Raw genomic sequence first — 13917 nt, 5'->3', positions numbered from 1 at the left:
TATGAAATTTCATTTATCTTTCGTTTTTTCAATATTGAATCTTGAGCTTTTTAATATCAAGAATTTTAGATATTATAGTTCAACACATTTTATTAATAATAACGGGTGTTGCATAGTATTATCCGGTTATGATCAGTATTGTAGTATGGTTATTGTTTAGTGGTAATAATGAATCGCAAAGAATTTATTCAAACCAGTAGTTTAGGAATCGCTGCCTTTTTCTTTTTAGGATCAGGCGATTTGTTTGGGAAAGCTGAAAATCCATTAGAAATCCAACCGTTGAAACCCACAGGAATCATTGACAAAGAAGTCGTCATCATCGGTTCGGGTTATGGCGGTTCGGTTGCAGCCTTGCGACTTTGTGAGAATAATATTCCAGTTACTATTCTAGAAATGGGTATGGATTGGGAGAAATCTGGGGAAAAATTCTCTCCAATGGCTCATCCTGGTCATTCTGCAGCTTGGCTGAAAACAAAAAGTATCGCACCATTTTTTAATATATTTTCTTTAGATAAATTTACTGGTGTACTTGACCGTCTTGATTACGAACATATTAAAATTTGGCTCGGAAGAGGCGTTGGCGGTGGATCTTTGGTGAACGGAGGAATGGCAGTAACCCCAAAAAAAGAATATTTTAAGGAAATATTTCCCAATTTAGATGCGGAGAAGTTCTACAGCCATTATTTTCCATTAGCTAACAAAGAGCTGAAAACAAACGTGATCTCAGAAGAATTTCTGGAAGATTGTGATTTCTACAAATTTAATCGTGTTGGTGAGGAAGAAGCTCATAAAGCTGGTTTCAAAACCGTTCGGGTTCCAAACGTGTACGATTTTAAGTACATGGAAAAAGAATATAAAGAAGAAGTTCCCCGTTCTGCTTTGGCTGGAGAAGTTATCTATGGGAATAATTACGGTAAAAATTCACTCGATAAAACCTATTTGAAAAAAGCAAAAGCTACTGGCAAATTAGAAATTCTCGAGTTGCATCGGGTTAATCATCTTACTCAAAACGAAGATCAAAGTTATACGATCGATATTTCTGTAATCAATACGAAAGGAGAAACAATTCAGCATAAAATTATTAAATGCAAAAAATTAATCCTTGCTGCTGGCACGATGGGTTCTTTGGAATTATTATTAAAGTCAAAAGCAGTTAAACAATTTCCAATTGATGAAAACATCGGTAAAGAATGGGGAAATAACGGAAACTTTATGACGGGCCGAAACTGGGTAAAAGCTTTTTCAGGCGGAACTGGATTTAAGCAATCGACGATTCCCGTGGGTGGAATTGATCATTGGGAAGATAAAGAACATCCGTTTTTTGTGGAGATTGCGCCTTTGCCTATGGGTCTTAATGTAGCAACTTCACTCTATTTAATTGTAAACAAACTGAAGAAATACGGATCAGTCTCCTATAATCCTAAATCCCAAAAATTACAATTGAACTGGGATCAATCCCATACCTTGCATATGAAAGATAATGCGAAATATTTCCTCAGAAAAATGAACAAAGCCAATGGCGGGACGCGTGCACATTTGTTATTTCACAATGGTTTTGGCGCAGATGTTTGTTATCATCCGCTGGGTGGAATTGTTTTAGGAAAAGCAACAGATCAGTTCGGCCGGCTGAACGGACACCAAAATTGCTACGTGATCGACGGCTCTCTAATTCCTGGAACGATTGGGGTGAATCCTTTTGTAACCATTACTGCTTTAGCAGAATATTGTATGGAAAATATTATCGAAAAGGATTTTACATAGCTTCAATTTTATAATCCCAAAAATGATCATACGAAAAGTGAAATTCTCATTCCTAAATATTTTCCACAAAAAACACCTAAAACATAGTTTCAACTTAAATTTTTCCTTACTTAAATTTAATTAATGAAAAATATTCTTAAATCAAATTTTTTACTTTCTATTCGTAAACATTTATAATATGTTTGTGGTAGAATTTTAATCAATTAATATAAAGAACTTTAAAAATATAAAATCATGTGTGGGATTGTATGCTTATTTGATGCTAAACAGAAAACAGAAACACTAAGACCTCAAATTTTAGAGATGTCCAAAAAGATTCGTCATCGTGGTCCGGATTGGAGCGGCATCTTCCAAAATGAAAAGGTTATTTTTTCTCATGAACGCCTGGCAATTGTTGACCCGACGTCTGGAAAACAACCGCTATTTTCAAAAGATAAAAAGATTGTTTTAGCTGTTAACGGTGAAATCTACAATCACAAGGAATTAAGAGCGGAGTTTCCCGAATATGAATTCCAGACTGAATCTGATTGTGAGGTTATCATTCCTTTATTTCAAAAATACGGAAAGGATTTTATTGATAAACTGAATGGAATTTTTGCCTTCGCTTTATATGATATCGGAAATGACCTCTATTTAATTGCGCGTGATCATATGGGAATCTGTCCATTGTACCAAGGTTGGGATAAATATGGAAGCTATTTCGTCGCTTCTGAATTAAAAGCTCTGGAAGGTGTTTGCAAAACTATAGAAACCTTTCTACCCGGACACTTATTATTCAGCGGTGATGGATATGAAATGCAGCAATGGTATACAAGGGACTGGGAAGATTTCGAAAACGTAAAAGAAAACCCAACCGATTTGGCTGCACTCAGAAAAGCTTTGGAAGATGCAGTTCATCGACAGTTAATGAGTGATGTTCCGTACGGTGTTTTGCTTTCTGGAGGTTTAGATTCTTCCATCATCTCGGCAATAACAGCAAAATATTCCCGAAACAGAATTGAAAGCGGCGATACTCAAGAAGCATGGTATCCACGTTTGCACAGTTTTGCGATTGGTTTAGAAGGAAGTCCAGATCTAATTGCAGCCCAAAAAGCAGCAGAACATATCGGTTCCATTCATCATGAAGTGCATTTTAGCGTTCAGGAAGGCTTAGATGCAGTTAGAGATGTGATCTACCATCTGGAAACATACGATGTAACCACCATCCGTGCTTCTACGCCAATGTATTTATTAGCAAGAGTCATTAAATCAATGGGAATTAAAATGGTTCTTTCTGGTGAAGGAAGTGATGAAATATTCGGTGGTTATTTGTATTTTCATAAAGCTCCAAATGCGAAGGAATTCCATGAAGAGAACGTTAGAAAATTGAACAAACTTCATCTTTACGATTGTTTACGAGCCAACAAATCACTAATGAGTTGGGGAATTGAAGGGCGGGTTCCATTTTTGGACAAAGAGTTTATGGACGTAGCAATGCGGATTAATCCCAAAGATAAAATGGTCGGAGCCCACGAACCACGAATTGAAAAGTGGGTTTTGAGAAAAGCTTTTGAAGATTTAATGCCGGAAAGTATTACGTGGCGACAAAAAGAACAGTTTTCGGACGGTGTTGGTTATTCCTGGATCGATTCATTGAAAGAAGTTGCAGCAAATGAGGTAACCGACGAAATGATGACAAATTCAAAATTCCGCTTCCCTCTGAATACCCCACAAAACAAAGAAGAATATCGATACCGTACGATTTTCGAAGAACATTTCCCAAGCGAAACAGCAGCCGCAACGGTTCCATCTGTGCCTTCAGTAGCGTGTTCTACACCAATCGCGCTGGAATGGGATGAAGCTTTCAAAAACGCTAACGATCCAAGCGGGAGAGCAGTACTTTCTGTTCACGAAGATTCTTACTAGGAATGAACAATTTATAAAAAAAGACCTCATCTAGAAATTTCAAAATTCTGCGATTCATTTTCGCAGAATTTTTTCGTTTAAGGTTTTATCAATGATAGGTTTCCAGATTATAACTTGATGATGGCAATACCTTTGCTGTGGTTTAGACTAAATTTACAGAATGCCAATAACCGCTTCTCCATCTGTTAAAAAATACCTGCCTCTGATTCTGGCAACTTCTATATTTATGCAGATGTTGGATTCTACGATTCTAAATACTTCTTTGCCTTCCATCGCAAAAGATTTAAACGAGTCCCCTTTAAATATGCAGAATGCAATTATCAGTTATGTTTTAACATTAGCTCTTTTTATGCCCGTAAGTGGCTTTTTAGCGGATAAATTTGGAACCCGAAAAATATTCATGCTTTCCCTTGTCATTTTTATTCTTGGCTCTGTCTTTTGCGCCATGTCACAAGATTTAAACCAACTTGTAATTTCAAGGGTTATTCAGGGACTCGGGGGAAGCTTGATGACCCCGGTCGGAAGATTAGCTCTCATAAAAACCTTCGAAAAGAATGAATTGGTAAAGGCAATGAATTTCGCTATTATTCCAGCGCTAATTGGTCCAATTCTGGGACCTCTGGTGGGTGGATATATGGTGGACTATTTATCCTGGCACTGGATCTTCTTAATCAATATTCCTTTCGGTATTCTTGGGATTATATTAAGCTTAAAATATATGCCGGATTATCGATCATCGAAAATTAAGTTCGATTTGAAAGGATTTTTAATATTCGCTTCTGCCTCTCTGCTTCTTTCCATATCTCTGGAGTTATTTGGAAATACTCCTCATACAACAATAGTTTTATCGATTTTTATCTTAGGATTTTTAATGGTTTACTACTACTATAAGCACGCTCAAAAGGTAAAAAATCCAATTTTTCCTTTGAATTTATTTAAGGTGAGAACTTTCAGAGTTGGTATCGTGGGGAATTTAGCAACTCGTTTGGGGATAAGCTCTATTCCACTTCTATTGCCGCTGATGATTCAGATTTCTTACGGCGAAAGTGCTGTAATCTCAGGTTGGATTGTCGCCCCAATGGCATTAACAGCCATGCTTGGCAAATCTTTCGTTATCAAAATTCTCGATTATTTTGGCTATCGCAAAACCTTGATGACCAATACTTTTATTATTGGAATTTTGATTGCTTGTCTAGGGATTCCAGGCATAAACACCTCTATTTATTGGTTTATTCCCATAATTGCAATTCTGGGTTTTTTCAACTCAATCCAGTTCACCGCTATGAACACCATCGCCATTGCAGATTTAAGAGACGCCCACACGAGTAGCGGAAATTCGTTACTAGCAGTTAATCAACAACTTGCTGTTGGATTTGGTATTGCAATTGGATTAATCGTGTTAAAATTATTTCAAAGTAAAATCTCATTAAGTGATGGAAACACCCATTCAGCATTCAGATACACGTTTTACCTAGTCGGTTCCCTAACCGTATTTACAGGTTTTATTTTCAGAAGACTTCATTATAAAGATGGAAACAACATGAAATCAATCGTTTAAATTTAAGTAATTGACGGAATTACAGTCTTTCTCAATGAAAATTTTATTACAAAAAAAACACCAGTTAAAAAAGTAGAAATCATTGTTCCACGAAAACCCGCATATTTTGTCAGCGATGGGTTCAGAGTAGGTAATTTTATTTCTAGTCGTTACCGCTTAACCATGATAGAACAGAAGAAAATTTGATCATTGAAAGCAATAAAAGACAGTATTGTTTAATTGGAGTAACGAACCTTTAAATGAAACAATTGATCTGCATGGTCTTTTTATAATAAAAAGCAAAGAAGAAATCCATCGTGCATTTGATGATTACACCAATGGATAATGTGGATTTTTGAAAGATTAAAATGGATCACTTTAAAAAAAATAAAACAGTCAAATTTTGGCCTTTTTTTACAATAACAGCAACAATATTTATAAAATTCATAAAAATATTTACAATACTTTAAATAAAATAACCAATTTAGGGAAATAAATAATTATCCTCAATTTTAATTCCTAACTTTATTAAATTAAAATAGGAACATCATGGAAGAAAAGAAAAATCTCACCAGACAAACAGGAGCTCCTGTGCCGGATAATCAAAATACGCAAACCGCAGGACCAAGAGGACCGCTGCTAATGCAAGATTATTGGTTTTTAGAAAAAATGGCAAACTTCGACAGGGAAGTTATTCCAGAAAGAAGAATGCATGCAAAAGGTTCTGGTGCTTTCGGAACTTTTACAGTAACTCATGATATTTCTAAATACACGAAGGCTCATATTTTTAACGAAATTGGTAAGCAGACTGAAATGTTCGCACGCTTTTCCACGGTTGCAGGAGAAAGAGGTGCCGCAGATGCTGAAAGAGACATTCGTGGTTTTGCAATGAAATTTTATACTGATGAAGGAATTTGGGATTTGGTTGGAAACAATACGCCTGTATTTTTTTTCCGTGATCCAATGAAATTTCCGGATTTAAATCATGCGGTAAAGCGTGATCCAAAAACAAATATGCGAAGTGCCCAAAGCAATTGGGATTTCTGGACTTTGCTTCCAGAATCTCTGCATCAGGTAACCATCATAATGAGCGACCGTGGATTACCAAATGGATATCGGCATATGCACGGTTTCGGAAGTCATACTTACAGTTTCATCAATAAAGATAATGGTCGTCACTGGGTGAAATTTCACTTCAGAACCCAACAGGGAATCGAGAACTTGACCGATGAAGAAGCAGGGCAATTAATCGCAATGGATCGCGAATCTTCCCAACGAGATTTGTTCGATAATATCGAAAAAGGAAATTTCCCGAGATGGAAAATGTTCATTCAAATCATGACTGAAGAAGAAGCAAAAACTTATCGTTTTCATCCTTTCGATTTAACCAAAGTCTGGTCTAAAAAAGATTACCCTCTGATTGAAGTTGGTGAATTTGAACTCAATAAAAATGCAGAGAATTATTTTGCAGATGTGGAGCAAGCTGCTTTTAATCCTACCAATATTGTACCCGGAATTGGTTTCTCGCCAGACAAAATGCTACAGGGAAGATTATTTTCGTACGGCGACGCACAACGGTACAGATTGGGCGTAAATCATTATCAAATTCCTGTAAATAAACCGAGGTGTCCGTATCATGCGTTCCATCGCGATGGGCAAATGCGTGTAGATGGAAATTATGGTGACGCCAAACATTACGAACCTAACAGTTATGGCCAATGGCAAGAGCAACCTTCTGCCAAGGAACCACCATTAGAATTATCCGGTGCTGCTTATGCGTACAACTTCAGAGATGATGATGACGATTATTTCACCCAACCAGGCGACCTTTTCCGAATTATAAAAGCTGATGGCAAAGCTGATGTATTATTTAAAAACACCGCCGCAAATGTTGGCGGTGCAGAAAAATTCGTGCAGATTCGCCACATTAGAAACTGCTATCAAGCAGATCCTGAGTACGGTCAAGGTGTTGCCAATGCTTTAGGTTTAAGCATGGATGACGTGAATAACTTTGATATGGGTCCGTATGATCAATGGGCACCGAAAAAAACGGAATAATTTTTGAATTTTAATTGAAAAGACAAAATTATGACAGAAGTAAAAAAGAAAGATAAAAGCTTTGAACTTTATTACGAAGGAAAAAAAGCAGGTGTTATAGAATATAATACCGACAAAGATGGTATTTTAGATATTACCCATACGGAAGTAGATCAAGAATTTGGCGGAAAAGGCTTAGGAAAAGAATTGGTGAAAGCTGTAGTTGAATACGCAAAGGACAATCATTACAAAATCATTGCAAGTTGCCCTTATGCAAAAAAAACAATGGAGCGAACGCCGGAATTTAAAGACGTTCTGGTGGAATAACTTAATAGCAGGAAATTCCTTAGCCTCATTCTGAAAATAATAATTTAAATTTAAATAGGATATTGGCAGTCTTTCAAATGTGAACTCACGCAGAGTCACATCATAGAATTTTAAATCTATTATAAATATTTCCACAGACTCCGTCTGATACTTTATAAAGTTAAAACCTTTCAGTAAAACACTGAAAGGTTTTTTTGAGACTTCAGGTTTATAGAAAGCGAACGTACAATACAGAAACAAGTGCTCAAAAAAACTAATAAATTTCCATTCGGCAAAGTCAACTTCGGTCCCAAATCATAACAAAAAACTATATTTGTGAAAATTTAAAACAAAATTCTATGAATCCGATCGTGTTGCTGTTGATTATCATTGCATATTTTGCACTTTTACTTTGGGTTGCCTACCGAACCGGAAAAGGAAGTAACAACGAGAGTTTTTTTATCGGAAACCGTAAAAGCAACTGGATGCTTGTAGCATTTGGGATGATTGGGACCTCACTTTCAGGAGTGACTTTTGTTTCTGTCCCGGGTGCGGTTGGGGCAGATAAATTCCATTATTTACAGATTACTATTGGATATCTAATCGGATACATTGTTATCGCTTACGTTCTTCTACCCCTTTATTATCGCTTAAAACTCACTTCAATTTACGGTTATCTGCAGCAAAGAATGGGGCAACTGTCCTATAAATCGGGTGCGTGGATTTTCATCGTTTCGCGATTAGTAGGTGCTACAGCGAGATTATATTTAGTAGTCAATATTTTACAATTGGCGATCCTTGATAGTTTAGGCGTTCCATTTATTGTAACCACGCTCATTATTTTGGTCATGATCATTCTCTATACTTATGAAGGCGGTGTTAAAACAATTGTTTGGACTGATACATTACAGACTTCCTGTATGTTATTAGGTTTGATTATTTGTTCGGTTTATATGATGAACCACCTCGATTTAGGATTTATGGAAAGTATCTCGGAAATGAATAAAATAGGTTATACTGAAGTATTCAACACCGACGTAAATAATAAAGCTTTCTTTTTTAAACAAATTCTGGCAGGTGCATTTATCACCATCACAATGACAGGTATCGACCAGGAGATGATGCAGAAATCGCTATCGGTGACCAGGTTAAAAGATTCGCAGAAAAACATGGTAACGCTCGGTTTTATTTTGGTAATTGTAATTTCCCTGTTCCTCTTTATGGGTGGACTTCTTCATCTTTACGGAAATACGGAACATGTCGTGAGTTCCGGTGATCAACTATTCCCTGATATTGCATTGAACCATATGCCTCCTTTTATTTCTATAATCTTTATCATTGCTTTAATTTCAGCGCTTTTCCCAAGTGCAGATGGCGCGATGACCGCTTTAACTTCTTCTTTATGCATTGATGTTTTTGGATTGAGAGAAAGACCTATTTCGCAAAAAGAGCAGGAGAAATTCAGAAAACGAGTTCACTTAATTGTAGCGTTTGCCTTTTTGGTAATGGTGATTATCTTTAAGCTGATCAATGACAATTCAATGATTGGTCTTATTCTGAAAATGGCAGCATTTACTTACGGCCCTCTTCTCGGATTGTTTGCCTTCGGGATCTTCACTAAGTTTCAGGTCAAGGACAAATGGGTTCCATACATTTGTATTGCGGCACCAACGATTTCATTTTTAATAGACAAATACCAAGAGAATTTCTTCGGTGATTTTAAAATTGGCTTGGAGTTGTTGATCATCAATGGATTGATCACGTTCTTTGGTTTATGGTTGATTCGGAAAAAATAAGCTGGTAAATTAACTAAGATGGGTAATACCAAGATTTTGAACTATATTTGTTTTAAACTGAAAACATGAAAAGCGAGATGATTGATTTAAAAATTAAACTGCAACAATTACATCAAAGAGTTGATTCATTAAAAGATCAAATTAATACTGAAGAAGCAACTAAAAATGCTTTCGTCCTACCTTTTATACAGATATTGGGATATGATATTTTTAATCCAACTGAAGTGATTCCTGAATTCATTTGCGACATTGGAACTAAAAAAGGAGAAAAAGTTGACTATGTGATTAAAAACAACGATGAACCTGTTTTAATTATAGAATGTAAAAACTGGAAGGAAAATGTGGATGCCCATAATTCTCAACTTCACCGATATTATCACCTTGCGAAAGCAAGATTCGGAGTACTTACAAATGGTCATGTTTATAATTTTTATACAGATTTAGAGAAACCTAACATAATGGATGATAAACCATTTTTTACTTTAGATTTAAATGACATCAAGGACTCTTCAATTAAAATTTTAGGAAATTTCACTAAAACCGATTATAATTTAGAAAGTATATTGGATTCTGCAGAAGCTCTAAAATATATTAAAGCGATTAGAAAAGAATTTGATAAGGAAGTTACAAATCCATCGGACGAATTTGTAAAATTGCTTGTTAATAAATTTTTTGACAAACCTTTGACGGCTTCGCGCATGGTAACTTTCAGAGAGTACACTAAAAAATCAGTAAGTAATTCAATAAATGATTCTATTAGTTTAAGATTAAAGTCAGCGTTAAATATTAATGAAAATATCACAAAAGATAAAACCACTGAAGTAGAAGCTCCGATCGATTCAAATGTTGAAATTCCTAAATTTATAACAACGGAGGAAGAACTTGAAGGTTTTCAAATTGTCAAAGCAATTTTGCGGGAGAAGATTGCAACTGAAAGAATTGCATTTAGAGATACACAATCCTATTTCGGAATTTTATTAGATGATAATAACAGAAAGCCCTTGGCAAGATTACATTTTAATTCTTCCAATAAATACATTGAATTATTTCATAATGGTAAAGATTCAGGAGAGAAATTAGTTCTGGCTTCGCTTGATGATATTTATAATTATAGGGAGCAATTACATAAAACTTTTGAAAATTATTAAAAAATTATCCGAGTTCACAACTCGGATTTTTATGTCCAAATCTGACCGTAAATCACTATTTTAGCACCCGTAAAAAAACAACCAAAAACTCATTTACAGCATGAAAAAATTAACTACTTTATTTTTAACATTATTGGCCTTTTCCTTGTCTGCTCAAAATTTTGAATTATCTACACTCAGAATTGGGGAATACAAAATATTCATGAAAAAAACGGAAGCACAGAAATTAGCACAAAAACAATTTCCAAAATTCACTGATTATGAAAATAAATCTAAAGTGGATTATTATGGCGAAATAATAGAGCTGGCAGGTCAAACTACTTACATAAGTGAAGCGGAAACTGAAGTGGAAGCAATACAATATTTAGGGACAAAAAGTAAAAAATTCAGAACCAAAAGTGGAATGGGAGTTGGCAGCACCAAAGATGAATTATTGACTGCATACAACAACTACAGAAACTTTTCTATGAATCAATCTTGGGCAGAAGATGAAAAAACAACCAGTTATTTCACGCTGAGTGACCATGACGCCGGGACAGAGCTTACCTTCAGAATCGTTAATAATGTGGTGGCAGAAGTAACCATTTACATCAACGAAGGTTGCTAAATCGTCAAATTTTCGTACAAATAAATCCGAGCCAGAAACTCGGATTTTTCATTTCCCCAACCCATCTAAAATTTGTAAATTTGCGAGCAAATAAATCAACAAATAATGAGTAAATCTACTGAAGAGCTGAAATCTCTTACGACACAGATTAGAAGAGACATTTTAAGAATGGTGCACGCAGTAAATTCTGGCCACCCGGGCGGGAGTTTAGGTTGTACCGAATATTTTACTGCACTCTATGGTAAAGTAATGAATTACAAATTCCCTTTCACTATGGAAGGAAAAAATGAGGATCTTTTCTTTCTTTCCAACGGACACATTTCACCAGTGTACTACTCTACTTTGGCAAGATTCGATTTTTTCCCGGTTGCAGAATTGGGAACTTTCCGAAAATTGGGAACAAGATTGCAGGGACATCCAACAACGCACGATCACCTTCCCGGAATTAGAATTGCATCAGGTTCTTTAGGTCAAGGTTTGTCAGTTGCGATTGGAGCAGCTTTAGGCAAAAAATTAGATGGTGATGACAGTCTAATTTACACTTTACAGGGCGATGGCGAATTGCAGGAAGGTCAAAACTGGGAAGCATTTATGTATGCCTCTGCTAAAAAAGTAGACAATCTAATTGCAACCATTGACTATAACGGCCGTCAGATTGATGGTGACACCGACGATGTATTAGACTTAGGCGATTTACATGCAAAAATGGAAGCTTTCGGGTGGATCGTTCTGAATGAAAAAAATGGTAACGATTTAGAAGCGGTTATTGCAATTTTAGAAAGAGCAAAAGCCGAAACAGGAAAAGGAAAACCCGTATGTATACTACTGCATACAGAAATGGGTTATGGCGTTGATTTTATGACCGGAACACATGCATGGCATGGAAAAGCACCGAGTGATGAGCAGTTGGATACGGCATTCAAACAATTATATTTAGAAGCTCCGGCTGATTACTAAAATAATTTGGGCAGACAATTCCGTCCTCCGTTCCCGCTTTTTTTATTTTTTATTCAAAAAACAAAAAAGAGCTCCACTCAGGCCGGGCTGCAGGTTATTTATAATTAGAACACTCGCTATTAAAAAGTAATTACCATGATTCGCAATAACTAAAATTCTTTGCGAACCTTGCTAAATAAAATCGAAGATTCAACGAAGTCAAACGCCTTTGCGAACATAATTAAAAGCATATTTATAAAAAAACTTTGCGTCCTTTTCGTTAAAATTTTTATCATTTAAAATACGGAATACCTATTAAAATTCGAACAAAATCGAGAAATAAAAACATCAAAAAAAGTCATGAAACCGCAAGGTTCAATGACTCAGTTAAAAAAAATTAAAAGTTGTCATGAAACCGTCAGGTTCCATGAGTCCATAATTAAAAAGTAAAAATCCTCATGAAATATACTTATACAGAACAAAAAGATACAAGAAGCGGATTCGGTGCCGGCTTGGCAGAATTAGCAGATAAAAACCCAAACGTTGTAGCACTTTGTGCCGACCTTATCGGTTCTTTGAAAATGGAGAAATTCATTGAAAAAGCACCAGAACGTTTTTTCCAGGTCGGAATTGCAGAGGCCAACATGATGGGTATCGCTGCCGGTTTAACCATCAACGGAAAAATTCCTTTCACCGGAACTTTCGCGAACTTTTCTACTTCAAGAGTTTATGACCAGATTCGTCAGTCCATCGCATATTCTAACAAAAATGTAAAGATCTGCGCCTCTCACGCAGGATTAACTTTAGGTGAAGATGGCGCAACACACCAGGTTTTAGAAGATATCGGAATGATGAAAATGCTTCCCGGAATGACCGTGATCAACACTTGCGATTATAACCAAACCAAAGCAGCAACTCTAGCCATCGCCGATTTCGACGGACCGGTTTATTTAAGATTCGGACGACCAGTTGTTCCGGTTTTCATTCCAGAAGACATGCCTTTCGAAATCGGAAAAGGAATAATGCTTCAGGAAGGAACCGACGTTACCATCGTAGCAACCGGACATTTAGTTTGGGAATCTTTATTGGCTGCAGATGCCTTAGAGAAAGAAGGAATTTCTTGCGAGGTAATTAACATTCATACCATCAAGCCTTTGGACGAAGAGATCATCTTAAAATCCGTTGAAAAAACTGGAAGAATCGTAACTGCTGAAGAGCATAATTACATCGGAGGTTTAGGAGAATCCGTTGCCGGAATGTTGTCCAGAAAAAGACCAACAATCCAGGAATTTGTGGCCGTAAACGACACATTCGGAGAATCTGCCACACCAGCAGAACTCATGAAAAAATACGGAATTGATTCTGACGCTGTTCAAGCAGCGGTGAAGAGAATTATGAAGAGGTAATTTCTTTTGAAAATATTTTTGAAACACGTCGAAAGGCGTGTTTTTTTTATTAAAAACTTGCTCGCAATAATGATAATTCTGACTTTGAACTCGTGTTTTATATTCAAAGAAAACGGAATTGAAATGAAAATTAAGAACAACTCAAACGAACCGATTACTAATGTGGAGTTTACCACATCTGAAAATTTGGATGTGATAAGGATCGACCAAATAGAACCGAATGAAAGTGTGACTGAATTCCTATCAATGCGGAATAATAAATCTGACGGAGCTTATTCTCTGATTTTTACTCGTGCGAACGGGAAAAAGGAAATGAGTGGTGGAGGATATTATACAAATGGAGCCTCGCTTGACCGATGGGTAAAATTTGAAGTCAAATCTGATACAACATTTGCTAAATTTAGCGGAATAGGATATTGAAAAAATACTGTGGGCAATCGAGTAGACGGCTCCGCTCATAATTGAACGGAGTGCACCC

General features: G+C 36.2%; 12 protein-coding genes. All 12 read left to right on the top strand.

Annotation, left to right across the window (positions count from 1 at the left end; all coding sequences use genetic code 11):
• Positions 1-168: 168 nt before the first annotated feature.
• The 12 genes from FNJ88_RS11350 to FNJ88_RS11295 all read left to right on the top strand — a co-directional run bounded on the left by FNJ88_RS11350 (position 169) and on the right by FNJ88_RS11295 (position 13859).
• Entirely contained in the window at positions 169-1761 is a 1593-nt protein-coding gene (locus tag FNJ88_RS11350; RefSeq protein ID WP_143853231.1) for a GMC family oxidoreductase N-terminal domain-containing protein, read from the top strand.
• Between the two features lie 234 nt (positions 1762-1995).
• On the top strand, positions 1996-3666 hold the full coding sequence (gene asnB / locus FNJ88_RS11345) for an asparagine synthase B (RefSeq protein WP_143853230.1): 1671 nt from the start codon (positions 1996-1998) through the stop codon (positions 3664-3666).
• A 160-nt stretch (positions 3667-3826) separates the two neighbouring features.
• Positions 3827-5224, top strand: coding sequence for an MFS transporter (locus tag FNJ88_RS11340; RefSeq protein ID WP_185145820.1), 1398 nt, complete (start codon positions 3827-3829; stop codon positions 5222-5224).
• Positions 5225-5435: 211 nt separating this feature from the next.
• Entirely contained in the window at positions 5436-5549 is a 114-nt protein-coding gene (locus FNJ88_RS14575; RefSeq protein ID WP_143853228.1) for a pirin-like C-terminal cupin domain-containing protein, read from the top strand.
• Positions 5550-5752: 203 nt separating this feature from the next.
• A complete protein-coding gene (locus FNJ88_RS11330) occupies positions 5753-7261 on the top strand; it encodes a catalase (RefSeq protein ID WP_143853227.1) in 1509 nt (502 codons plus the stop codon).
• 30 nt (positions 7262-7291) lie between these two features.
• Positions 7292-7567, top strand: coding sequence for a GNAT family N-acetyltransferase (locus FNJ88_RS11325; RefSeq protein ID WP_143853226.1), 276 nt, complete (start codon positions 7292-7294; stop codon positions 7565-7567).
• Between the two features lie 338 nt (positions 7568-7905).
• A complete protein-coding gene (locus tag FNJ88_RS11320) occupies positions 7906-9342 on the top strand; it encodes a sodium:solute symporter (RefSeq protein WP_143853225.1) in 1437 nt (478 codons plus the stop codon).
• 65 nt (positions 9343-9407) lie between these two features.
• Entirely contained in the window at positions 9408-10490 is a 1083-nt protein-coding gene (locus FNJ88_RS11315) for a type I restriction endonuclease (protein WP_185145819.1), read from the top strand.
• Between the two features lie 100 nt (positions 10491-10590).
• Positions 10591-11097 carry a hypothetical protein gene (locus tag FNJ88_RS11310; RefSeq protein WP_143853224.1) on the top strand — a complete coding sequence of 169 codons (507 nt, stop codon included), beginning with the start codon at positions 10591-10593 and terminating at the stop codon, positions 11095-11097.
• A gap of 105 nt (positions 11098-11202) precedes the next feature.
• On the top strand, positions 11203-12054 hold the full coding sequence (locus FNJ88_RS11305; protein ID WP_143853223.1) for a transketolase: 852 nt from the start codon (positions 11203-11205) through the stop codon (positions 12052-12054).
• A 437-nt stretch (positions 12055-12491) separates the two neighbouring features.
• The gene (locus FNJ88_RS11300) at positions 12492-13439 is read left to right on the top strand and encodes a transketolase family protein (RefSeq protein ID WP_125025989.1); all 948 of its coding nucleotides are present in this window, start codon (positions 12492-12494) and stop codon (positions 13437-13439) included.
• A gap of 123 nt (positions 13440-13562) precedes the next feature.
• A complete protein-coding gene (locus FNJ88_RS11295) occupies positions 13563-13859 on the top strand; it encodes a hypothetical protein (protein WP_143853222.1) in 297 nt (98 codons plus the stop codon).
• Positions 13860-13917 lie beyond the last annotated feature (58 nt).

It is taken from the genome of Chryseobacterium sp. SNU WT5 (assembly GCF_007362475.1).
GTDB lineage: Bacteria > Bacteroidota > Bacteroidia > Flavobacteriales > Weeksellaceae > Kaistella.
This window is presented reverse-complemented; position numbering and strand designations above follow the sequence as displayed.

Coding starts and splice junctions, on each gene's coding strand:
- FNJ88_RS11320 (WP_143853225.1), top strand. CDS start 7,906: ATGAATCCGATCGTGTTGCTGTTGATTATCATTGCATATTTTGCACTT.
- asnB (WP_143853230.1), top strand. CDS start 1,996: ATGTGTGGGATTGTATGCTTATTTGATGCTAAACAGAAAACAGAAACA.
- FNJ88_RS11330 (WP_143853227.1), top strand. CDS start 5,753: ATGGAAGAAAAGAAAAATCTCACCAGACAAACAGGAGCTCCTGTGCCG.
- FNJ88_RS11350 (WP_143853231.1), top strand. CDS start 169: ATGAATCGCAAAGAATTTATTCAAACCAGTAGTTTAGGAATCGCTGCC.
- FNJ88_RS11295 (WP_143853222.1), top strand. CDS start 13,563: ATGAAAATTAAGAACAACTCAAACGAACCGATTACTAATGTGGAGTTT.
- FNJ88_RS11300 (WP_125025989.1), top strand. CDS start 12,492: ATGAAATATACTTATACAGAACAAAAAGATACAAGAAGCGGATTCGGT.
- FNJ88_RS11310 (WP_143853224.1), top strand. CDS start 10,591: ATGAAAAAATTAACTACTTTATTTTTAACATTATTGGCCTTTTCCTTG.
- FNJ88_RS11305 (WP_143853223.1), top strand. CDS start 11,203: ATGAGTAAATCTACTGAAGAGCTGAAATCTCTTACGACACAGATTAGA.
- FNJ88_RS11340 (WP_185145820.1), top strand. CDS start 3,827: ATGCCAATAACCGCTTCTCCATCTGTTAAAAAATACCTGCCTCTGATT.
- FNJ88_RS11325 (WP_143853226.1), top strand. CDS start 7,292: ATGACAGAAGTAAAAAAGAAAGATAAAAGCTTTGAACTTTATTACGAA.
- FNJ88_RS11315 (WP_185145819.1), top strand. CDS start 9,408: ATGAAAAGCGAGATGATTGATTTAAAAATTAAACTGCAACAATTACAT.